Raw genomic sequence first — 20,295 nt, 5'->3', positions numbered from 1 at the left:
CGCACATCCGCCCCATGACGTGCGCCCCATGACCAAACCGACAGGCCCGGACCATCCGACCCGCGATGCCGGGTTCGGGGTCTATGTCCACTGGCCCTTCTGCGCCTCGAAGTGCCCCTATTGCGACTTCAACAGCCACGTGCGCCATGCGCCGGTGGACGAGGTCCGCTTTCTCAAGGCCTTCGGGGCCGAGATCGCCCATGTGGCGGCGCGCACGCCCGGGCGCACCGTGTCGAGCGTCTTCCTCGGCGGCGGCACGCCCTCCCTGATGCAGCCCGCCACCGTGGCGGGGCTCCTCGACGCCATCGGCGGGGCGTGGACCGTGGCACCCGAGGTCGAGATCACCCTGGAGGCCAATCCCACCAGCGTCGAGGCGGAGCGCTTTCGCGGCTACCGCGCCGCCGGGGTCAACCGCGTTTCCCTCGGCGTCCAGGCCATGGACGACGTCTCCCTGAAGCAGCTCGGACGCCTGCACAGCGCCGCGGAAGCCATGGCGGCGGTCCGGGTCGCCGCCGCCCATTTCGAGCGCTACTCCTTCGACCTCATCTATGCGCGCCCGGATCAGAGCCCGGCCGCCTGGCGGGCCGAACTCGAGGGCGCCATCGCGCGGGCAGCCGAACACCTGTCGCTCTATCAGCTCACCATCGAGCCCGGCACGCCGTTCTACGGTCTCGCCGCCGCCGGCAAGCTGGTGCCGCCGGACGACGATTCCGCCCGCCTCCTCTACGACGTGACCCAGGAGGTCTGCGACCGCGCCGGGCTCTCCGCCTACGAGATCTCGAACCACGCCCGTCCGGGCGCGGAATCACGCCACAACCTGCTGTACTGGCGCTACGGCGAATATGCGGGCATCGGCCCCGGCGCCCACGGTCGCCTCGTCGGGGCGGAGGGCCGGATTGGCACCGTCACCGAGCGGGCGCCGGAAGCCTGGCTCGCCCGCGTCGAGCGCGACGGTCACGGCATCGTCGAGACCGAGACCCTGGCGGCATCCGACCAGGGCGACGAATTCCTGATGATGGGCCTGCGCCTGCGCGAGGGTATCGACCCGCGCCGCTACGCGCTCCTGAAAGGCAGAGTCCTCGACCCGGCACGGATCGACGGCCTCGTCGCCGACGGGCTGATCGCCCGACATGCGGGCGGCCGCATCGCCGCGACCCCGGCCGGGGCGCCGGTCCTCAACGCCGTGGTGGCCGCGCTCGCCGCCTGATCAGGTGCCCGAGGGCGTGAGGGTTCGCGGGGCGGGACTGACGACGACCGGGGCGCCGGAGCGGATCTCGTAGACCGCCAGCGCCCGGTCGCTCGGGCCGTCCGGTCGGAACCGGAACGTCCCGTCGATCCCGGAGAAGCCCGACGGGTTGGTGAGGGTGGTGTCGGCGAAGCGCTGCGAGCCGAACTGGCGCGACAGGGCCGCCATCAGCGAAACGGCGTCGTACGCGAGGGTGGCGACGCGCGGCGGCACCAACCCGAACCGGGCCTGATAGCGCTGCGAGAAGCCGTTGAAACCCGCCGCGTCCGGTGCCGCGAACCAGCCGCCCTGGAGCGCCGGCAGGGCGAACACCCGGGGATCGTTCCAGACGGCGGTGCCGATCGGCCGGACCCGGGTGGGTGAGAAGTTCGCCTTGGTGAGGGCGGCCGCCACCGCCCCGAGACCATCCGGGGTATCGGGCAGGAACAGCGCGTCTGCCTGCGCCGCCGGGCCGGTGATGAGGCCGGACAGGCGGCCGATGGCCGGGCCGGGATTGCCCGCGGGATAGCGCTCGATGGCGACCAGCCGGGCGCCCTTGCGCGCCACCGCCTCACGGAACTGCGCCTCAACCGCCTGGCCGTAGCTCGTTTCCGGGATCACCGCCGCGAAGGATTTCCGACCCGCCGCCACCGATTCGTCGACCACCCGGTCCACCTCGGCCTGGGGCAGGAAGCTCAGCAGATAGGTGCCGCGCGCGGCCACGCCGGAATCGGTCGAGAAGGCGATCAGCGGTTTGCCGGCCGGACGGATCACGCCGGCCGCCGCCTGCACGTTGGCGGCAAACAGCGGGCCGAGGACGAGTTCGGCCCCGTCCGCCAAGGCCGCCTGGGCCGCCTCGCGCGCGCCGTCCGGCGAGCCGCGATCGTCCTTCACCAGGATCTGCAGGTCGGGCTTCTGGAAATCCTCGATCGCAAGTTCGGCCGCGTTGCGCATCGCGGTGCCCACGGCGGAGCCCGGTCCGGAGAGTGGCACCACCAGCGCCACCTTGACGCTTCCGGCGCCGATCCGGCCCGCTGCCACGGCGCCGGGCGCATCGGGGGCGACCGCCTCGACCGGCGTGGTCGCCGGAGCCCGCCGGCTCACGCGCGCGCCGCCATCCGGCCCGCCGACGCAGGCCGAGAGCCCCAGAAGGGTCACGAGGCCCACCAGTCCGGATTGCAGCCTGTTCCCGCGCCCCATCGGAGGACCTCCTGTCGCCAGCCGACGCCCCACGCATAAAGTCTGAGGATCAAAAGTAAATGTGAGCCCCCCGTCACGGCGCATTCCGCTTGTGGGTCCGATCGTGGCAAAGTCGGTTCATGACGCAGAAGATCGACACCCGTACCCGTCGGCGCCGGGACGCGGCGGATGGCAAGCCGCCCGCCACCTTCACGGCCTTCGGCCTCGCGGCAGAGGCGGAATCCATCGAGCCGGGCCTGCACGTGGTGGCGACGCCGATCGGCAACCTCAAGGACGTCTCGTTCCGGGCGCTGGCGACGCTGGCCGCCGCCGATGCGGTGCTGGCCGAGGACACCCGCGTCACCCGCACGCTGCTGATGCATTACGGGATCACCACGCCCCTCGTGGCCTATCACGAGCACTCGAACGCGGCGGTGCGCGAGCGGATGGTCGCCCGGATGCAGGCCGGCGAAGCCCTGGCCCTCGTCTCGGACGCGGGCACCCCGCTGGTTTCCGACCCGGGCTTCAAGCTGGTGCAGGCCGCGATCGAGGCCGGCCTTAGCGTCACCCCCATTCCCGGCCCCTCGGCGGTGATGACCGCCATCGTGGCCGCCGGCCTGCCGACCGACCGGTTCTTCTTCGAAGGCTTCCTGCCGGCGAAATCCGGCGCGCGCTGCAACCGTCTCGAAGCCCTCGGGCAGATCCCCGGCACCCTCGTGCTGTTCGAATCCCCGCATCGGTTGCCCGAGATGCTGGTCGATGCCGTGGCGGTACTCGGCGCGAGCCGCCCGGCGGCGGTCGCCCGCGAATTGACCAAGCTCTACGAGACGATCCGGCGCGGCAGCCTCGGCGACCTCGCCGCGCTCTACGCGGAGGAGGGGGCACCGAAGGGCGAGGTGGTGGTGATCATCGGCACGCAGGCCGAGATGCCCGACGCGGCCGCAACCGACGCCGGCATCGACGCGGCCCTGACGGCCGCTCTGGCGCGTCACTCGATCAAGGACGCCGCCACCCTGGTGGCGGAGGAGACCGGTCAGCCGCGCCGCGTCGTCTATGCCCGCGCCCTGGCGCTGGCCCGTCGCGACGATGCCTGACGGGCGATCCGAAGCGCATCGACGCGCCACCGAACGGCGCGGACGCATCGCCGAGACTCTGGCGCTGCTCGCCTTGATGCTGAAGGGCTATCGCCCCCTCGGTTCGCGCTTCCGCGCCGCCGGAGGCGAGATCGACCTGATCGTCCGGCGCGGCGACACCATCGCGTTCGTCGAGGTCAAGGCGCGGGGGACGCTGGATGAGGCGCGGGCCGCCATCGACGCCCGCAAGGTCGCGCGCTTCTCACGGGCCGCACGGGCCTGGATCAGCCGGCATCCGGCCGCCGGGGGCGCCACGTTCCGGGCCGATGCGATGTTCGTCGCGCCGGGTCGCTGGCCCCGTCACGTGACGGATGCTTTCCCGATCACGTAAGGTCAGGCCGATCGCGTGAGGTCAGGCGCGGGCGGCGGCTACGGCGGCCATCAGCGTCCGCTTGAGATCGGCCTGGCTAAAGGGCTTCTGCACCACCGGACGATCCCGGAATGGTTCGCGGATGCCGGCCCCGCCATAGCCGGTGGAGAACACGATGGGGAGGTTGCGCCCCACGATCGCCTCGGCCACCGGATAGATCGGCTCACCCGCGACGTTGACGTCGAGAATGGCGACCTCGAAACTCTCGTTCTGCGCCATTTCCAGGGCTGTCGACAGGCGCGCGGCCGGTCCGACGACGGTGCAGCCGAAATCCAGCAGCATGTCTTCGAGAAGCATCGATATCGCCGCTTCGTCCTCGACGACAAGCACGCGAGCCCCGTTGAGAAGGTCTTCGTCCACTTGAGCACTCACGCCGGGGCTTCTTCCCTTCGATTCGTTCGAAATTCCAGAACACCTTCAGGAAGGATGTTCAGGTCCTCGCTCCCACCGTGTGCCATTGCCGCCGAGCATCCCGAAGGATGAACGAACCCGAGAGACTGCGAGGCGCATGTTACGCCCCGGCACCGAGCGAGCCGTCGCCCGTTCCGCGAAGCGTGTCAAGCGTCCCGGGACGGCCGGATGCCCTCAACACGGCAGCAATGTTACGCTGTGATACATTTCGGACTCGCGTCGAACGCTCCCTAGGCAGGACACCCGCTTGTACCAACAACATAAGTTAATTAGATCATCCTTCGTCCGGAAGCTGACACGACGCACCGTCATGACCGGCCTCGCTGCCTCGGGCTTGCTGGCGAGCGACGCGGGCCTGGGTCTCACCCCCTTGGTGGTCGCTTCGAAAAGCGACACCGAAGGGGCTCTGACAGGCGCGATGATCGCGCTGGTGCTCGAACGGCTCGGGCTTCCGGTGCAGCGCAGGCTCGGCCTCGGACCGACCTTGATCGTCCGGGCGAGCCTGCTGGCGGGGGACATCACGATTTACCCCGAATATACCGGGAACGGCGCCTTCTTCACCGGGACGGAGAGCGATCCGGCATGGAAATCGGCTGAGAGCGCCTACGACACCATCCGCCGGAGCGATGCGGAGCGGGGATTGGTCTGGCTCACGCGCGCCCCGGCCAACAACACCTGGCTGATCGCGGTCAACGGCGCTCTTGCGCGGCGTGAGCGCCTCGCCACCATGGTGGATTTCGCGCGCGCCGTCCGGGGCGGTCTCATCCGCCTCGCAGCCTCCACCGAGTTCGTCGAGAGCCCCGCAGCCTTGCCGGCCTTCGAAGCGGCCTACGGCTTCTCCATGCCGCTCGACCGCATCGTCAGCCTGCCGGGCGGCGATACGTCGGTGACCGCCCGCGCCGCCGCGCAAGGCATCTCCGGCGTGAATGCCGGCATGGTCTATGGCACCGATGGCGCCCTCTCGGCCCTCGATCTGACCGTGATGAGCGATCCCCAGGGCGCCCAGATCGTCTACGAGGTGGCGCCGGTGATCCGGCAGGCCGACCTGGCGCGCCATCCCGGGATCGCACCCGCCCTCGCGCGGGTCTTTCAAAGCCTCGACGCCGCCACGCTGCGGCGCCTTAACGCCCGTATCACGGTCGACGGGGAGGTCGCCGAGGCCGTGGCGGCCCGCTACCTGTCCGAGACCGGATTGCTGCCGTGATGCCGGCCCGCTCGGCGACACCCCCCAGCATCGGTTTCCGCTGGCTGCTGCCGATCCTCGCGACCGCCTTGGGTTTCGGCGCCCTCGTCCTGGCACTAACGGAGATGCCCCTCCTGAACCTCGCCGGGAATCGCCTGGTGCAGGGTCGGCCGCTCTTCGCCGGTCTCGTTCTCGGAGGGCTGCTCCCCGTGATCCTGGCCCTGAGCGGCCTCGCCCTCGGGCTCCTGATGGGGTCGAGGCAACGCGCTTCGGCCGGAGCCGCGATCGTGCTTCTCGCCGGCGCCGTCCTGGCCCTGGCCTACGGGCTCGGCGACGGCGCCGCCCGGAGCCTCGGGGGCATCCCCCCGGCAGCGCGCGCCAGCCTTGGCCCGGGAAGTTGGTTCGCCGCCGCGCTGCTGATGACGGGCGTCGGCCTCGCGGTTCGGCGCGCCGACCGTCCGGGTCTCGGCTGGCTGATCACCCTCGGGGGCATCCTCGGCCTCGGTCTGCTGGCGAACAGCGGCGCGGTCGGCGCCCTGTCGCTCGCCGTCGAGTATGCGGCCCGTCGGGAGGCGGTGAATGCGGCGATCGGCGAACACCTCATCCTGTCCGGCGCAGCGCTCGGCCTCGCTGGAATCGGGGCCGTCCTGCTCTCGTTGCCGCGCCGGGGGCAGGGCGTCGTCGCGATGGTGCTCACCGGCGTGCAGGTGATACCCGCCGTCGCCCTGCTGGGGGCCCTGGTGGCTGTCACGGCCGGACTCCTGCGCGCGCTTCCGGTCCTGCGCGATCTCGGCCTCTCGGCGCTCGGGCCGGCGCCGGCGATCGTCGCCATCGCGGCCTACCTGGCCCTGCCGCTCTGGCGCGGCCTCGCCCTGGCGCTGCGCTCCCCCGACCCCGCGAGCCTGGAGGCCGCCGAGGCCATGGGACTCAGCCCCGGGCAGATCCTGATCCGCCTGCGCCTTCAACTCGGCGCGCCGATCCTGGTGGGCGCCCTGCGGGTCGCCGCCGTGCAGAGCCTCGGCCTCGCCACCCTCGGCGCATTGGTGGGAGCCGGGGGCCTCGGACGGATCGTCTTCGACGGGATGGCCCAGTTCGCGCCCGACCTGATCCTTCTCGGCGCCATTCCGGTGGTGGCCCTCTCGCTCGGGACCGAGCGCGGCCTCAGCGCCGTCGAAGCGGCAGCGCGCCGGCGGTGGCACGCGTGAGGATCAGCCTGCATCCCGCCCTCGGATTCGGCCTCTCGGGCCTCATCCTGGCCATCGCCAGCCACCCGGCCGTGGCGAGCCGCATCGCCGACGCGCTCGGCGAGCCCGCCCGTCGGCCGCTGGAGACCGTGCGCCTCCTCGATCTGGCGGGTCGGCACCTCATCCTCGCCGGAACCGGCCTGGCGCTGGTGGCGCTCCTCGGCATCGGCCTCGGCCTCCTGGTCACCCGCCGCTTCGCAGCGCCATGGCGTCCGGCCGTCGATGGTTTCGCCGCGGCGGCCCAGGCCGTGCCGCCGGTCGTGGTGGTGGCTCTCGCCCTGCCAATCCTCGGCTTCGGCGGGCCACCGACGCTACTGGCCCTCGTGGCCTACGGCATCATGCCGGTGCTGCGCGGCACGGTGGGTGCCATCGAGGGCGTGGCCCCGGAGGTTCGCGAAGCCGGCCGGGCGATCGGCCTGAACCGGTGGCAGGTCCTGCTGCGCATCGAACTGCCCCTGGCCACGCCCGTCCTCGTCGAGACCCTGCGCACCGCACTGGTGCTTGCCATCGCCACGGCCGCGGTCGGTGCCCTCGCGGGTGCCGCGACCCTCGGCACGCCCATCGTGGCCGGCCTTCAGAACCAGAACACCGTGGCGATGCTCCAGGGCACCGCCGCGACGGCAGCCCTGGCCTTCCTGGCGGACGCCGCGCTCCTGACGGCGGTCGCCCTGTGGCGCGCTACTCGTCCTTGAAGACCACTTCGGCGCCGCGCGTGACCCGGGTGGCGAGATCGCGGGCGTCCCAGTTGGTCAGGCGAATACAGCCGTGCGATTCGGTCTTGCCGACCTTCTCGGGCTCCGGCGTGCCGTGGATGCCGTAGGACGGGATCGACAGGTCGATCCAGACCACGCCGACAGGGTTGTTGGGGCCGGGCGGGATCGTGAACTTGGTCTTCGCCTTCACGCCGGCGAATTGGTATTTCGGGTCGTAGGTGTAGGTCGGCGCGTAGGCGACGCCCTCGACCTTGGCCGTGCCGGATGGCGCGGGCTTCTCCTCGCTGCCGATCGAGGCGGGATAGAAGGCCACGAGCTTGCCCTCCTTGTCGAAGGCCCGCACGGACTTGCTTTCCTTGTCCACCTCGATGCGCGTCACGTCCTTGGGATCGCGCGCCTTCGCGTCGTCCGGGTTCGACGGATCGGTTTTGCTCTGGTCGGACTTGGTTTGCCGGGCCTTTGTCTCGTCGGACTTGCCCACGTCGGACTTAATCACGTCGGACTTGGCCTGGTCGGACTTGGCTTGGTCGGACTTGGCCTCTGACTTGGCCTGGTCGACCTTGTCTTGCCCGGCCTTGGCCTCCTTGCCCTTGCTCCCGGAATCCTTCGCGTCGTCCTCCTTGGCCGGGCGCTTCGATCCTATCTCCTCGCGTTTCCGCTTCTCTTCGGGCTTCGGCTTGCCGGTCTCCAGCGCGGGCACCGCCGCCACCACGATGACGGTCCCGGCCTTGTCGAAGGCGGCGTCGGGATTGAGGGCGGCGAGCAGGTCGGGCGACATGTGGAAGCGCTCGGCCAGCATCTCGCGCGGGCTGGTGTAGCCGAGCGCATCGAGATCGGCCTGGGCCTCCATCTTCGGCGGAATGGACTCGACATAGGGACCGGCCGCGTCGGCGTCGCTGATGGTGTATTCGGTCAGCACCGGATCGGGGCTGGTCGCCTGCAGCTTCTCGGCAAGCTCGGGCTTCACCCCGTTGCCGGGCTTTGACCCCTTGGCAGCCTCGAGGCCGTTGGCACTGGCGAAGGCGGCGAGCGCACCGCGCAGGTTGTCGCCATCGCGGCCGTCGATCGCTCCGGGCGAGAAATGCGCCCGGTCCAGCAGGATCTGAGCCTTGATCAGGGCCGGCTCCGGCCGCTTCGTTCCGCTCCGCTTCGCATTGTCGGTCTCGGCGGACCCATCGCCCCGGACCAGGGTCGCGGATTCCACCGCCTCGCGCGTCAGGCTGGGCGCTTCGCCCGTCTTCCTGTCGTCATCCTTCGGCGCGGCCGAAGCCGTGCTTCCCAGCAGAAGCAGAGTGAGAACGGCGAAGCCGCCACCGATCGATCGTCCGCCCTGAATCACCCGAAACTCCTGCACCGTCTTATGATTTGCGCAGGAGTAAGAGCGCTCGCCCCTTCGGCGTTCCGTCCGTCACTGACAGAGCCGATGGCCGGCGTTGCGCTGGCGCTCGTCGAGGTGGAGATGGTTGGCATGGGCCGCGTCCGAGCCGGGGCCGAGTACGGTGCGGAAGAAGTCGCAGGCGCGCCCACGCACCGCGGTCAGGAAGGTCGCCTCCGGCGTTCCCTCCGTCGCCGGCATCACCGAGATCGTGGCACGCCCGGCAAACCCGAATGCCATCACGTCGACGCCGTTGGCGAAGCTGTGCTCGCTCAGCTTGGCATCGGGATCGTGGTTCTGGCCCCGGCACTCGTAGGAGGTGCCGATCGACAGGCTTTTGAGGGGCTGGCCGAGGTCGCGCGTGGCGGCGACCTGAGCCTCCGTCGTCCAGCGAGCAAGAGCTTCGGCCGTCTCGCAGACCAGCGTCGCCGGCGGTGTCAGGGCGATCTCGTCGGCCAGGGCGGTCAGCTTCAGGGGCCGCGCCGCGCCGCATTGGCCGTTGGAGATGGCCGGCAACGCCTCGAAACGAGCTCCGAGGCGCTCCAGTCGGGCCCGGCAGGCGCTGTCGTCGAGGGGCGCCACCGTGACGGCGAGCGGCGACCCTGAAAGGTCGGCCGGACGCGGCGGCGGTACCGGGATCTCGCCGCTCGCCGTCGGCTTCACGGTCTCACCGGCTTTGGCGGCTTCGTCGGATGGACCGGCCTTGCCATCCTCCTTGACCGTTTGGGCCGGTCGGGCCGCGTCCGGTCCCGCCGGAGCGCTGCGCGAGAGTTCGGCCGGACGCTCGGGCGGACGCGGCGTCTCGCCCGTCGAAGCCGCAGGAGCCACGCCCGGAAGATCGACGGGCCGCGGAGGCGGGGCCGGCGGCGGCATCGGAATCGCGGTCGCGTCCGAGGGCACGCCCTTTTCGAATGCGAGTGAAGGATGGAGCATCAGGACGAGGAGGGCCGGGCTGACCCGGAGGCCCTTCCAGAAGGCCGCCCTCGGGGAGCCGGTTCGGCAGCGCAGGCGCATCGCGTTTCCATCCTGGTCCGGCCGCTCCTTGATCGGAGCGATCCATCGGGCCGGCACGATCGTGGGCTTCAGGCCCTTCGACAAGCGCACAAAACCCACGCTTCGTCGCAAACGTCACCGAGCGGCGCCTTTGCGCCCGGCGCCCGCGTGCTTACCTTGCGTCGCGCGGCGCGACGCACTCCAGGCGACGCACCGTGCGCAACGCCGCGCGACGCACGAAGGAACGCGAATGACCTCTGGCACGCCCGACGCCACCCTCGACACCGCCGGCACCCCGGCGTCGATCGGGCCCTTCGCGGATCGGACCTGGGCTACGCCCCACGGCCTCCCGCCCTTCGAGCACATCGAGCCCGCCCATTACCTGCCGGCCTTCGAAACGGCCCTCGCCAGCCACGCGGCCGAGATCGTGGCGATCGCGGGCGAGACCGGCCCGGCCACCTTCGACAACACCGTCGGCGCCCTGGAGCGGGCCGGGCACGACCTCGACCGCGTCGCTTCGGTGTTCTTCAACCTCAGCGGCAGCCACACCAACCCGGACCTTCAGGCCGTCGAGCGCGCCATCACCCCGCGCCTGGCCCGCCACGGCAGTGCGATCTACCTCAACGCCGCCCTGTGGGCCCGCATCTCGGCGGTGGATGCCGAGGCCGAACAGCTCGGTCTCGAGGAACGCCGCGTCCTCGACCGCTACCGGACCCGCTTCCGGCGCTCGGGCGCGGATCTCGCCCCCGACGCCAAGACCCGAATGGCCGAGATCGCCGGGCGCATGGCGGAACTCGGCACCACCTTCAGCCAGAACCTTCTCGCCGACGAGAGCGCCTTCGCGCTGCCGCTCGAGACCGAAGACGACCTGGCCGGACTTCCCCCCTTCCTGCGCTCGGCCGCCGCGTCCGCCGCGCGTGAGCGCAACAGCCCGCACGAGCATGTCATCACCTTATCGCGGTCGCTGATCGAGCCATTCCTGGTGTTCTCGACCCGGCGCGACCTGCGCGAGAAGGCCTACGAGGCTTGGACCCGGCGCGGCGAGAACGGCGGGGCCACCGACAACCGCAGCCTCATCGCCGAGATCGTGGCCCTGCGGGCCGAGCGGGCCCGCCTCCTCGGCCACGACAGCTTCGCCCATTTCAAGCTCGCGGACACGATGGCGGGCTCGCCGGACCGCGCCATGGACCTCCTGCGCAACGTCTGGACGCCGGCCCACCATCGCGCGGCCGCCGAGCGCAACCGACTCCAGGCCCTGGTCCAGGCCGAGGGCCACAACTTCAACCTCGCCAAGCACGATTGGCGTCACTACGCCGAGAAGCTGCGGCGGGCCGAGCACGACCTCGATGAAAGCGAGATCAAGGCCTACCTGCCCCTCGACGGGGTGATCGCGGCGTCCTTCGATACGGCCGAGCGGCTGTTCGGCCTGCGCTTCGAGGAACTGCCGGACGTGCCGCGCTATCACCCGGACGTGCGGGCCTGGGCCGTGCGCAATGCGGACGGCTCGGAAGTGGGCCTGTTCCTGGGCGATTATTTCGCCCGCGCCACGAAGCGCAGCGGCGCCTGGATGAGCGCCTTCCGCTCGCAGGAGCGATTCAACGGCGACATCAAGCCGATCATCGTCAATGTGATGAACTTCGCCAAGGCGCCGGAAGGCGAGGCGACGCTGCTGTCCTTCGACGATGCCCGCACGCTGTTCCACGAATTCGGCCACGCCCTGCACGGCCTCCTGTCCGACGTGACCTATCCGCTGTTGTCCGGCACCGCGGTGGCGGGCGATTTCGTCGAGCTGCCGTCCCAACTCTACGAACATTGGCTGGAGCAGCCGGAGGTCCTGCGCCGGCACGCCCGCCACCACCGCACCGGCGAGCCGATGCCCGAGGACCTGCTGAAGCGCCTGCTCGCCGCCCGCACCTTCAACCAGGGCTTTGCCACCGTCGAGTACACCGCGTCGGCCATCGTGGACATGACCCTGCACCTGTCGAGCGCCGGCGAGGACGGCCTCGACGTGGCGGCGTTCGAGGCCGATGCCCTCAAGCGCATCGCCATGCCGGCCGAGATCGCGATGCGGCACCGGACACCGCATTTCGCGCATATCTTCTCGGGGGACGGCTACGCGGCCGGCTATTACAGCTACATCTGGTCGGAGGTGCTCGACGCCGACGCCTTCGATGCCTTCCGCGAAGCCGGGGACATCTTCCATCCGGAGACGGCGGCGCGCCTGCGCAAGTATGTCTACGGCGCGGGCAACCTGCGCGATCCGGGGGAGGCCTACACCGCCTTCCGGGGGCGGTTGCCGAGCATCGAACCGCTGCTGCGCCAGCGTGGCTTGGCCGCCTGAAAACAAGGTAACGGTTTCGTAAAGAAACAGCCTTAACCAATGCTTCCTGCCTCATCAGGAAGCTTTGGTCATGACGGATAAGGTCCTCGCGGCGTCGGCGGAACCCTCGCCCGACACCCTCCTCAAGCAGGCGATCCTCGGTGCCCGCGCCACGGCCGAGCGCGCCGCCCGGCCCGTGGACACGGCGGTCGCGGCTCGTCCGGCCTTCCGGTTCGAACCGCGCCTCGCCGTCCTGGCCGCCGTCGCCCTCGGTGCCGGGTCTCTCCTGGGCGCCGGTGCGATGAGCCTGACCGCCCCGCGCGGCAGCGATGGCGCCGAGGTCCTGGTCCAGATCCGCCATCAGATCGACGCCGCTCGGACCGAATCGGACCGGCAGATCGAACGGCTGTCAAAAAGCCTGGCTCAGCTTCAGGAGGGCGCCGAGGCGGCGCGCTCGGAGGCTAAGACCCGGCACGCCAACCTCGCGGAGCGCCTCGGCCGCGCCGAGCAGAACATCACCGGGAAACTCGCCGCCACCGGCGATCGTCTGGAGCAGGCCGAGAAGGATCAGAGCGCCCGCCTCGCCGCCCTGACGACCCAGATCGAGAAACGCGCGGCGATGCCGATTCCGGGTCCGGCTCCCGCACCCCAGGCCGCCAAGGCCGCCGCAGCGGAGCCGAGCGAGACCGGCACGATTCCGGACAAGCCGAAGCCGTCACCGACCGAGAACTGGGCCGTGCGCGAAGTCTATGACGGGGTGGCCGTGCTGGAAGACCGTAAGCGCCGTCTCGTCGAGGTCGGACCGGGCGACACCGTGCCGGGTGTCGGCCGGATCGACGCCATCGAACGGCGCGGCAAGACCTGGGTGGTGGTGACGAAGCAAGGCACCATCACGCCTCAGACGTGGTAAGGCCCGATCGGAATCCTGTCCGTCGGCACCAATGACGGACCCGCGCTCAGGACGCGTGGGTCTCGATCTCGGCTTCGGCGCTGCGCACCGGGAATCGCGGCTCGATGGTGAGCGGATCGGCGATCATCGAACCGCGCGCGGCGCGATTGCGGCCATGCGTCAGGGCTCGGGTCTGGGCCTCGGCGGAGGGATGCAGAATGGCCGAGAGGAAGGCGAAGCCTTCGAAATCGGAGTCGAGATTCTTGGCTTCGAACACTGGCATGGCGGTCACCGGACCTAAGGCCCTGCATGGCTCCCGAAAGGAAGCTGCAGACCCCGTCATTGGCAGATAATGGGGACATCGGCAATAAGTTCCGAAACCCATCGATTATTTACCGTTAATTCACCTCTGCACCTTGCCGAAGATGAAGGCGGTGCGGCAGCGCACCCATTACAGTGTTCGCTAGTTTTCGAAGATTTCGCCCGGACGACCGGCCACGTCGGTTTCGACGGCGAAGAGATGCCCCGCCATCGGGTCGATCGTGGCGTCGCGCCCACGCAGAGCGGTGGTGATGAACAGCGTCGTCAGGTCGGACCCGCCGAACGCGCATTTGGTCACGAGGGCGGTGGGAACCGGCAGGACGCGCTCGATGCGGCCATCGGGATCGTACCGGGTGATGCGCGATCCGCCGTAGTGGCAGACCCAGAGATGGCCTGATGCGTCCACGGTCAATCCATCAGGCTTGCCCCATCCCGATTCGAACGCCGCGAACGGGCGGGGCGGGCCGATCCGGCCCTCGTCCCAGGTGTGGACACGGATCAGCCCTTCCGCGGTATCGGCCGTGTAGATGCGCGCGCCGTCCGGCGTCACCACCGGCCCGTTCGACACCGTCACGGCTCCCCCGAAGGCTTCGAGCCGGCCCGCATGCCATCGGTGAAACGTGCCGGTCGGCTTCTCCTCCGCTTCGTCCATGGTGCTGAAGTAGAGGGCACCGTCGGGACCGACATGGCCGCTGTTGAGGCGATTGCCCGCGTGATGGTCGTCGGGGCGCACCAGCACCTCGCGCCGGCCGCTTTCCAGGTGAAGCCGCGCCACACCGGACTTGAAGCCCGCGAGCAACGTATCGGGATCCGCCGTGAGCAGGGCGAAACCGAGTTTCTCCGGCTGCGGATGATGGTGCGTCGCGCCGGTCTCGGGATGGTAGCGCCAGATCGCGGGGTCCTCGACATCGACCCAGATCAGCATGCCGGACCGGGCATCCCAGGTCGCTTCCTCGCCGAGCTCGCAGCGGCAGGCGACCGCCACACGGGGAGTGTGCGGGTGGACGCGGGGTGTCGTCATCGTGTCGGGCTCCGGGCAGCGCGGGCGGGGTGTCGGGCGGTATGAGGCGGTGGCGGGATCATCGCCGGAAGACGGTCAGGCCGTATCCTCCCGCAGCAGCTCCGTATTGACCGCGAAGGCCGCCATGGCACCCTCGGCGGCGGCGACCACGGCAAACTGCACCCGCCGCGAGGCATCGCCGGCCACGAACAGGCCGGGCACGTTGGTGGTCTCGTACTCGCCCGTAGGAACGACGCCCTTATGCGTCAGGTCGCACCCGAGTTGCGTGATCAGGTCGGAGGGTTCGCACGGCATCGGCATCAGGAAAACCGCGTGGCAGGGCAGGGTCGCACCGTCCGCGAAGACGAGGCGTTGCGGCTGCCGGCCGTCCCCCTCCAGGCGCCGGATCGCAGTCTCGACGATGCGGATATGATGCCGCCCCAGGCGCTCACGGTCCGGGTCCGAGAGAGGCGTCGCGTGGGCATCGGTGCAGAGGGTCACGTCCCGGCTCCACGCGGTGAGTTCCAGCGCCATGCCCCTGGCGGCCTCGCCATAGGCGTAGGCCACGAGGGGGTGATCGCGGTGCTCATATCCGTCGCAATAGGGGCAGGAATGGACGCCGTGACCCCAATAGGTGTCGAAGCCCTCGACGGAGGGCAGGGCCTGGTGAAGGCCCGTGGCGAGGATCAACTTGCGCGTCGTCTCCCGGCGTCCGTCGGCAAGTTCGACGGAAAAGCCCTCGTCCCCACGGCGTGCCCCGGCGACGGCGACCGCACGGTGCTCGACATTCGGATACCGGGCGAGGTCTTCCCGTGCCTGCGTCCGCAGATCCAGGGGCGGCGTCCCGTCCCGGGTGAACACGCCCCAGGTGCGGGGCGAGACCGCGTTGCGGGGCTCACCGGCGTCGCAGAGCAGCACATCGCGGCGGCAGCGGCCGAGGATGAGGGCTGCATTCAGCCCGGCAGGGCCGCCGCCGACGATGATGACGTCGTGCATGTGGTGTTGCTCCCCGATGTGAACTCACATCCGGTCAACGATCCGTGCTGCATCCCTGTTCGTTCGGCGGCCGCAAGTGCCGGGAAACCGTTCCGCGCCACCGACGCCGGATATGAAAAAGGGCGCTCGCGCGCCCTCGTTCCGGTCAGTCAGCCGAGAGGGGTCCGCCTCAGGCGGCCGTCGGGGCCTTCACGGGAATGCCCTTCTCGGCCAGGAACTGCTGCAGCTCGCCCGACTGGAACATTTCGCGGGTGATATCGCAGCCGCCGACGAACTCGCCCTTCACGTAGATCTGCGGAATGGTGGGCCAGTTCGAGAAGGCCTTGATGCCATCGCGGACCGCCATGTCGTCGAGAACGTTCACGCCCTTGAACGGCACTTCCAGGTAATTAAGGATCTGCACGACTTGGCCGGAGAAGCCGCACATCGGAAACTGGGGGGTGCCCTTCATGAACACGACCACGTCCTGGGACTTGATCTCGTTCTCGATCGTGGTGTTCGCGTCGCTCATAGGAAACCTCGTTGTCTTGGATTGCGTGTCGTAACGGCTGAGTTCAGGATTTTGAGGCGGATTTCAAGATCGTCGACTCCGCGATTGTGCGCAAAGCGGCATCCACATCGAACGGCGTGACGAGGAGTTCGTCCGGCCCCAGCGGATATCGGGGCGGCAGGTGAGGGAGAAGACTGTCGCCGTAGGTCGTCAGTCCGAGTCTCGCCTGCGCCTGAGCCAGGGTCCAGATCTTGTCCCAGTCCAGGCGCTGGCGCATCGACCGCTCGTAGCGGGCGGGCGCGGCGATCTGAAACGTCCCAGCCTCGTTGCGCCAATGCTCGACCACGAGGGTATCGGGGGCGGACAGGCGCTTGCGAAGTTGCCCGAGCGTCTGGGCAAGCAGGCTTTCCACGGCCTGGATCTGAGACCGCCCCACGCTCTCGATCTCCTCGGCGACGTTCTCCCAATCCAGGATGTTCGACAGGTCCAGCCGGCGCGCGAGTTCACGCAGGGTCGAGGCCTGCTGCTCGGCCCAGGTCACGATGTCGTCGTCGTAGAGGCTCGGCTGGTCCATTCGGCTGGTCCATGCGGTCCGCCGCCGGCGGCGACCTCAATCCTGCGGGACGCCGGTGGTCAGCGCAAGGGCGTGAAGCACGCCGCCCATGCGCCCCTGGAGGGCGCCGTAGACCATCTGGTGCTGGGCGACGCGGGTCTTGCCCTTGAAGGCCGCGGACAGGACCGTGGCGGCGTAGTGGTCGCCGTCCCCGGCCAGATCCTTGATCTCGATCCGGGCGTCGGGCAGCGCCTCGCGGATCATCGCCTCGATCTCGCGCGCATCCATCGGCATCGGGTTGGCTCCTGACGATCGGAATAAGGGGCTTCAGGCGGGAACGCCGGCCGGCTGGCTCGCCATATAGGCCGGCAGCCAGCCCTCGTGGGTTTCCCGAAGGTCGGCCACCGATATGGTCTCGCCGTGCGGCAGGGTCAAATGGTCGGTCCCGGTGACGCCGACGACGGCGGCGGGAACGCCCTGCGCCGAGGCGCTGTAGAGAAGATCCGGAGCAGTCTCGGGATCGACCGCCAGGAGATAGCGGGCCTGATCCTCGCCGAAGAGGTAGGCGTGGGCCGGCATGCCCGACGGGACCTGGGGCAGAGCGGCGCCGATGCCGCCGGCCATCGCCATCTCGGCCAGCGCCACGGCGAGGCCGCCATCGGAGAGATCGTGGACGGTGTCGACCAGACCTGCGGTGATCAGCCCGCGCACGAAGTCGCCATTGCGGCGCTCGACCGCGAGATCGACGGGCGGCGGAGCCCCTTCCTCGCGGCCGGCGATGACCGAGAGATAGACCGACTGACCGAGCCAGCCGGCGGTCTCGCCGATCAGCACCAGGACGTCGCCGGCGCGCTTGAGGTCGATCGTGGCGTGGCGGGTCACGTCGTCCAGCACACCGACGCCGCCGATGGTGGGGGTGGGCAGGATGCCGACGCCGTTGGTCTCGTTATAGAGCGAGACGTTGCCCGAGACGACGGGGAAGTCGAGCGCCTTGCAGGCCTCGCCGATGCCCTTGAGACAACCGACCAGTTGGCCCATCACCTCGGGCTTCTCCGGGTTGCCGAAGTTCAGGTTGTCGGTGATGGCGAGCGGGCGTCCGCCGACCGCCGTGATATTGCGCCACGCTTCCGCCACGGCCTGCTTGCCGCCCTCGACCGGATCGGCCTCGCAATAGCGCGGGGTGACGTCGGCGGTCATGGCGAGTCCGCGCGGGCCGTCCTCGACCCGCACGATGGCGGCATCGCCGCCCGGCTTCTGCACCGTGTTGCCGCCGATGAAATGGTCGTACTGCTCGTAGACCCAGCGCTTCGAGGACAAGTCGGGCGAGCCGACGAGGCGCTTCAGGGCCTCGGCGCTGCCGACCGTCTCGGGCACGTCGGCGGCGGCGATCACCGGCTGGTGCGTGTTGGCGATGTGCGGCCGGTCGTAGAGCGGCGCCTCGTCGCCGAGTTCCTTGATCGGCAGGTCAGCCATCACGACGCCGTCATGCTTGACGACGAAGCGGAGCGTATCGGTGGTGTGGCCGATGATCGCGAAATCGAGGCCCCACTTCACGAAGATCGCTTCGGCCTCCGCTTCCATACCGGGCTTCAGAACCATGAGCATGCGCTCCTGGCTCTCGGACAGCATCATCTCGTAGGCGCTCATTCCGGTCTCGCGAGCCGGCACCTTCTCGATGTGGAGTTCGACGCCGAGATCGCCCTTGGCGCCCATCTCGACGGCCGAGCAGGTCAGGCCGGCCGCGCCCATGTCCTGGATCGCGATGACGGCGCCCGAGGCCATCAGCTCGAGGCAGGCTTCCAGCAGCAGCTTCTCGGCGAAGGGGTCGCCGACCTGCACGGTCGGGCGCTTCGACTCGGAAGCGTCGTCGAATTCGGCGGACGCCATGGTGGCGCCGTGGATGCCGTCGCGACCGGTCTTCGAGCCGAGATAGACGATCGGATTCCCGACGCCGGTGGCGGCCGCGTAGAAGATCGCATCGGTGCGTGCGAGGCCCACCGCCATGGCGTTGACGAGGATGTTGCCGTCGTAGCGCGGATGGAAGCCCATGGCGCCGCCGACCGTGGGCACGCCGAAGGAATTGCCGTAGCCGCCGATGCCCGCGACCACCCCCGAGACGAGGTGGCGGGTGCGCGGATGGTCGGGCGAGCCGAAGCGCAGGGCGTTGAGGGCCGCGATCGGGCGCGCGCCCATGGTGAACACGTCGCGAAGAATGCCGCCGACGCCGGTCGTCGCGCCCTGGTAGGGCTCGATGAAGCTCGGGTGGTTGTGGCTCTCCATCTTGAAGACGCAGGCGAGGCCGTCGCCGATATCGATGACGCCGGCATTCTCACCGGGCCCCTGGATCACCCAGGGGGCCGAGGTCGGCAGGCCGCGCAGATGCTTGCGGGAGGATTTGTAGGAGCAGTGCTCGTTCCACATGGCCGAGACGATGCCGAGCTCGGTCAGGGTCGGGTCGCGCCCGATCAGGCCGCGGAAACGCGCGTACTCGTCCGGCGTCAGGCCGTGCTGGCGGACCAGTTCGGGGGTGATCGGAACATCGTTGCAGAACATGCGACCCTCTCGGCACGGCCCCCGTCCGGGTCCGGCCGTGCGTCACGGCTCTAAAGCGGAACGCCGCGCCCTGGCAACATGTGATCGCGGATCGAGCCGGTCCGAACCCCTAATCGGGGTCGGTTTCAGCGACCGCGCACCCCTTGGGTTGCTCCGTCACGTTGCGCCAGCGTCGGATCAGGCCGTGGACCGGCTCTGGCCCGGCCACGAAGACGATGTAGTCGAACGCCTCCGGGTCGCGGCTCGACATCAGCAGCTGAAAGTGCATGCGGAACAGGTTCCACTTGCGCCGCGCGATGATGCGCGGCTCGATCAGGTCCTCGATGCGAACATGGATCTCGACCGGGCGATGGGCACGGGGCGCCGGCAGCTTCGAGGCGCTGAGGGGATTGCGCTTGTGAACCGAGAGCCAGTCCCACTTCGCCCGCACGTCGAGCCAGACGATGGCATCCGAAGCCGCCACGCGGGCGAGGGCGGCACGGGTCTCGATGGCGCGCGGATCGAGGGTGATCCACGGGATGACGCTGCCGATGCTCACGAACGACACCGGTGTCCCGCGCCGGCCGAACTCCGGATCCCGGGTCAGGACCCGGTCCAGGGCTTCGAGACCGAGGAAGCTGGAGGAGGAATGGCCGATCACCACGATCTCGGAGGCGCGGCCCTCGGCCCCCCGGATGATGTCGGCGAAGGCGTCCAGGCGGTCTCGCATCCGGGTGTCGGCGCCGCTGGCATGGTCATGTGTGAAGGCGGTGTCGTCGACGAGATGGGCCACGTAGAACGGCTTACCGCGCGTCACCCGCATCAGCACGGCCAGAATGCCGTAGGCCAGGGGGGGCACGGCCAAGAAGACCCAGGGCCGGGCATCGACCGGTGCCAGCGCCGCCAGTCCGGCCGCCACCGCGAGGCTGAGGACGACGAGGAAGAGATAGATGAAGTGGACGCCGATGATCACGCGGGCGAAGCGCCGGGCTTCGCGCCGGAACGGCCGCAGGTAGCCGACCCGCAGCAGGCGGAGCCACAGCGCCGGGACCTCCCAGAGCCGCCGCCCGTTCGACCGGGGAAAGCGGGCGCGCACGATGTCGTCCCAGCGCAGCAGGGTGTATTGGGTCGGTGCGCCGTCGAGGGTCACGGTCCAGTCCAGGGCGAGGCCGTCCGGCGTGCGCTCGGGGTCGCTCACCGTGATCGCCATGCTGCGGCGGACGGCGGCCAGCCGGCTTTCCCGCCGGAAGAGGCCCCAATAGGTCTCGGGCTCACGCGGGTCGAAGCCCGGCATGTAGAAGACCTGACGGGGTTGCGTCGCGGTCGGCTCGGACGGCTGGACGATGAGAAATCCCTCTGTCGGTTGAT

General features: G+C 69.6%; 20 protein-coding genes. 8 read left to right on the top strand and 12 right to left on the bottom strand.

Going from position 1 to position 20,295, the window contains the following annotated elements:
- Nucleotides 1-28: 28 nt before the first annotated feature.
- Nucleotides 29-1,207 (top strand): radical SAM family heme chaperone HemW, encoded by a 1,179-nt coding sequence (gene hemW, locus ASF60_RS22185; RefSeq protein ID WP_056190280.1) that lies wholly within the window; start codon nucleotides 29-31, stop codon nucleotides 1,205-1,207.
- Here hemW and ASF60_RS22180 read toward each other — a convergent pair whose 3' ends face one another.
- Nucleotides 1,208-2,425 carry a penicillin-binding protein activator gene (locus ASF60_RS22180; RefSeq protein ID WP_056190278.1) on the bottom strand — a complete coding sequence of 406 codons (1,218 nt, stop codon included), beginning with the start codon at nucleotides 2,423-2,425 and terminating at the stop codon, nucleotides 1,208-1,210. It abuts the gene before it with no gap.
- A 119-nt stretch (nucleotides 2,426-2,544) separates the two neighbouring features.
- Here ASF60_RS22180 and rsmI point away from each other — a divergent pair, with 119 nt between their 5' ends.
- Nucleotides 2,545-3,498 (top strand): 16S rRNA (cytidine(1402)-2'-O)-methyltransferase, encoded by a 954-nt coding sequence (rsmI, locus tag ASF60_RS22175; protein ID WP_056190276.1) that lies wholly within the window; start codon nucleotides 2,545-2,547, stop codon nucleotides 3,496-3,498.
- Nucleotides 3,491-3,868 (top strand): YraN family protein, encoded by a 378-nt coding sequence (locus tag ASF60_RS22170; protein WP_244476859.1) that lies wholly within the window; start codon nucleotides 3,491-3,493, stop codon nucleotides 3,866-3,868. The genes rsmI and ASF60_RS22170 overlap by 8 nt, the downstream gene beginning before the upstream one ends.
- A gap of 21 nt (nucleotides 3,869-3,889) precedes the next feature.
- Here ASF60_RS22170 and ASF60_RS22165 read toward each other — a convergent pair whose 3' ends face one another.
- A complete protein-coding gene (locus ASF60_RS22165) occupies nucleotides 3,890-4,279 on the bottom strand; it encodes a response regulator (RefSeq protein WP_056190273.1) in 390 nt (129 codons plus the stop codon).
- 349 nt (nucleotides 4,280-4,628) lie between these two features.
- Between ASF60_RS22165 and ASF60_RS22160 the strand changes: the two genes are divergently transcribed.
- The 3 genes from ASF60_RS22160 to ASF60_RS22150 are packed head-to-tail and all read left to right on the top strand — an operon-like array spanning nucleotide 4,629 to nucleotide 7,437.
- Complete coding sequence (locus ASF60_RS22160; protein ID WP_056190270.1) at nucleotides 4,629-5,522, top strand: glycine betaine ABC transporter substrate-binding protein; 894 nt, start codon at nucleotides 4,629-4,631, stop codon at nucleotides 5,520-5,522.
- A complete protein-coding gene (locus ASF60_RS22155) occupies nucleotides 5,522-6,706 on the top strand; it encodes an ABC transporter permease subunit (protein WP_056190267.1) in 1,185 nt (394 codons plus the stop codon). The genes ASF60_RS22160 and ASF60_RS22155 overlap by 1 nt, the downstream gene beginning before the upstream one ends.
- Nucleotides 6,694-7,437, top strand: a complete 744-nt coding sequence (locus ASF60_RS22150) for an ABC transporter permease subunit (protein ID WP_056190265.1) — start codon at nucleotides 6,694-6,696, stop codon at nucleotides 7,435-7,437. Before ASF60_RS22155 ends, ASF60_RS22150 begins: the two co-directional genes overlap by 13 nt.
- Here ASF60_RS22150 and ASF60_RS25895 read toward each other — a convergent pair.
- Entirely contained in the window at nucleotides 7,424-8,797 is a 1,374-nt protein-coding gene (locus ASF60_RS25895; protein WP_244478542.1) for a L,D-transpeptidase family protein, read from the bottom strand. The two genes, ASF60_RS22150 and ASF60_RS25895, sit on opposite strands and share 14 nt — an antisense overlap.
- Nucleotides 8,798-8,866: 69 nt before the next feature.
- Nucleotides 8,867-9,766, bottom strand: a complete 900-nt coding sequence (locus ASF60_RS22140; RefSeq protein WP_156634369.1) for an extensin family protein — start codon at nucleotides 9,764-9,766, stop codon at nucleotides 8,867-8,869.
- Nucleotides 9,767-10,076: 310 nt separating this feature from the next.
- Here ASF60_RS22140 and ASF60_RS22135 point away from each other — a divergent pair, with 310 nt between their 5' ends.
- Nucleotides 10,077-12,167 (top strand): M3 family metallopeptidase, encoded by a 2,091-nt coding sequence (locus ASF60_RS22135; protein ID WP_056190263.1) that lies wholly within the window; start codon nucleotides 10,077-10,079, stop codon nucleotides 12,165-12,167.
- A gap of 70 nt (nucleotides 12,168-12,237) precedes the next feature.
- The gene (locus tag ASF60_RS22130) at nucleotides 12,238-13,056 is read left to right on the top strand and encodes a hypothetical protein (RefSeq protein ID WP_056190261.1); all 819 of its coding nucleotides are present in this window, start codon (nucleotides 12,238-12,240) and stop codon (nucleotides 13,054-13,056) included.
- Nucleotides 13,057-13,102: 46 nt separating this feature from the next.
- Here the strand turns inward: ASF60_RS22130 and ASF60_RS22125 are convergent, their stop codons facing one another.
- The 8 genes from ASF60_RS22125 to ASF60_RS22090 all read right to left on the bottom strand — a co-directional run bounded on the left by ASF60_RS22125 (nucleotide 13,103) and on the right by ASF60_RS22090 (nucleotide 20,221).
- Nucleotides 13,103-13,318, bottom strand: a complete 216-nt coding sequence (locus ASF60_RS22125) for a hypothetical protein (protein WP_056190259.1) — start codon at nucleotides 13,316-13,318, stop codon at nucleotides 13,103-13,105.
- Between the two features lie 180 nt (nucleotides 13,319-13,498).
- On the bottom strand, nucleotides 13,499-14,377 hold the full coding sequence (locus tag ASF60_RS22120; protein ID WP_056190256.1) for an SMP-30/gluconolactonase/LRE family protein: 879 nt from the start codon (nucleotides 14,375-14,377) through the stop codon (nucleotides 13,499-13,501).
- Nucleotides 14,378-14,452: 75 nt separating this feature from the next.
- Nucleotides 14,453-15,352 (bottom strand): NAD(P)/FAD-dependent oxidoreductase, encoded by a 900-nt coding sequence (locus ASF60_RS22115; protein ID WP_056190254.1) that lies wholly within the window; start codon nucleotides 15,350-15,352, stop codon nucleotides 14,453-14,455.
- 169 nt (nucleotides 15,353-15,521) lie between these two features.
- The gene (gene grxD, locus ASF60_RS22110; protein WP_056190252.1) at nucleotides 15,522-15,863 is read right to left on the bottom strand and encodes a Grx4 family monothiol glutaredoxin; all 342 of its coding nucleotides are present in this window, start codon (nucleotides 15,861-15,863) and stop codon (nucleotides 15,522-15,524) included.
- A gap of 43 nt (nucleotides 15,864-15,906) precedes the next feature.
- Complete coding sequence (locus ASF60_RS22105; protein WP_056190250.1) at nucleotides 15,907-16,416, bottom strand: DUF29 family protein; 510 nt, start codon at nucleotides 16,414-16,416, stop codon at nucleotides 15,907-15,909.
- A gap of 36 nt (nucleotides 16,417-16,452) precedes the next feature.
- Nucleotides 16,453-16,689: a BolA family protein gene (locus ASF60_RS22100; RefSeq protein WP_056095688.1), complete on the bottom strand. Its 237-nt coding sequence runs from the start codon at nucleotides 16,687-16,689 to the stop codon at nucleotides 16,453-16,455.
- Nucleotides 16,690-16,722: 33 nt separating this feature from the next.
- Nucleotides 16,723-18,948 (bottom strand): phosphoribosylformylglycinamidine synthase subunit PurL, encoded by a 2,226-nt coding sequence (gene purL, locus ASF60_RS22095; protein WP_056190248.1) that lies wholly within the window; start codon nucleotides 18,946-18,948, stop codon nucleotides 16,723-16,725.
- 109 nt (nucleotides 18,949-19,057) lie between these two features.
- A complete protein-coding gene (locus ASF60_RS22090) occupies nucleotides 19,058-20,221 on the bottom strand; it encodes a hypothetical protein (protein ID WP_056190426.1) in 1,164 nt (387 codons plus the stop codon).
- Nucleotides 20,222-20,295 lie beyond the last annotated feature (74 nt).

The organism is Methylobacterium sp. Leaf113 (assembly GCF_001423325.1).
In the GTDB taxonomy this organism is placed as follows: Bacteria; Pseudomonadota; Alphaproteobacteria; order Rhizobiales; family Beijerinckiaceae; genus Methylobacterium.
Note: the sequence above shows the minus strand (reverse complement) of the source record. Positions and strands in the feature narration are given on the sequence as shown.

Coding starts and splice junctions, on each gene's coding strand:
- hemW (WP_056190280.1), top strand. CDS start 29: ATGACCAAACCGACAGGCCCGGACCATCCGACCCGCGATGCCGGGTTC.
- ASF60_RS22180 (WP_056190278.1), bottom strand. CDS start 2,425: ATGGGGCGCGGGAACAGGCTGCAATCCGGACTGGTGGGCCTCGTGACC.
- rsmI (WP_056190276.1), top strand. CDS start 2,545: ATGACGCAGAAGATCGACACCCGTACCCGTCGGCGCCGGGACGCGGCG.
- ASF60_RS22170 (WP_244476859.1), top strand. CDS start 3,491: ATGCCTGACGGGCGATCCGAAGCGCATCGACGCGCCACCGAACGGCGC.
- ASF60_RS22160 (WP_056190270.1), top strand. CDS start 4,629: ATGACCGGCCTCGCTGCCTCGGGCTTGCTGGCGAGCGACGCGGGCCTG.
- ASF60_RS22155 (WP_056190267.1), top strand. CDS start 5,522: ATGCCGGCCCGCTCGGCGACACCCCCCAGCATCGGTTTCCGCTGGCTG.
- ASF60_RS22140 (WP_156634369.1), bottom strand. CDS start 9,766: ATGCTCCATCCTTCACTCGCATTCGAAAAGGGCGTGCCCTCGGACGCG.
- ASF60_RS22135 (WP_056190263.1), top strand. CDS start 10,077: ATGACCTCTGGCACGCCCGACGCCACCCTCGACACCGCCGGCACCCCG.
- ASF60_RS22130 (WP_056190261.1), top strand. CDS start 12,238: ATGACGGATAAGGTCCTCGCGGCGTCGGCGGAACCCTCGCCCGACACC.
- ASF60_RS22125 (WP_056190259.1), bottom strand. CDS start 13,318: ATGCCAGTGTTCGAAGCCAAGAATCTCGACTCCGATTTCGAAGGCTTC.
- ASF60_RS22120 (WP_056190256.1), bottom strand. CDS start 14,377: ATGACGACACCCCGCGTCCACCCGCACACTCCCCGTGTGGCGGTCGCC.
- ASF60_RS22115 (WP_056190254.1), bottom strand. CDS start 15,352: ATGCACGACGTCATCATCGTCGGCGGCGGCCCTGCCGGGCTGAATGCA.
- grxD (WP_056190252.1), bottom strand. CDS start 15,863: ATGAGCGACGCGAACACCACGATCGAGAACGAGATCAAGTCCCAGGAC.
- ASF60_RS22105 (WP_056190250.1), bottom strand. CDS start 16,416: ATGGACCAGCCGAGCCTCTACGACGACGACATCGTGACCTGGGCCGAG.
- ASF60_RS22100 (WP_056095688.1), bottom strand. CDS start 16,689: ATGCCGATGGATGCGCGCGAGATCGAGGCGATGATCCGCGAGGCGCTG.
- purL (WP_056190248.1), bottom strand. CDS start 18,948: ATGTTCTGCAACGATGTTCCGATCACCCCCGAACTGGTCCGCCAGCAC.
- ASF60_RS22090 (WP_056190426.1), bottom strand. CDS start 20,221: ATGCCGGGCTTCGACCCGCGTGAGCCCGAGACCTATTGGGGCCTCTTC.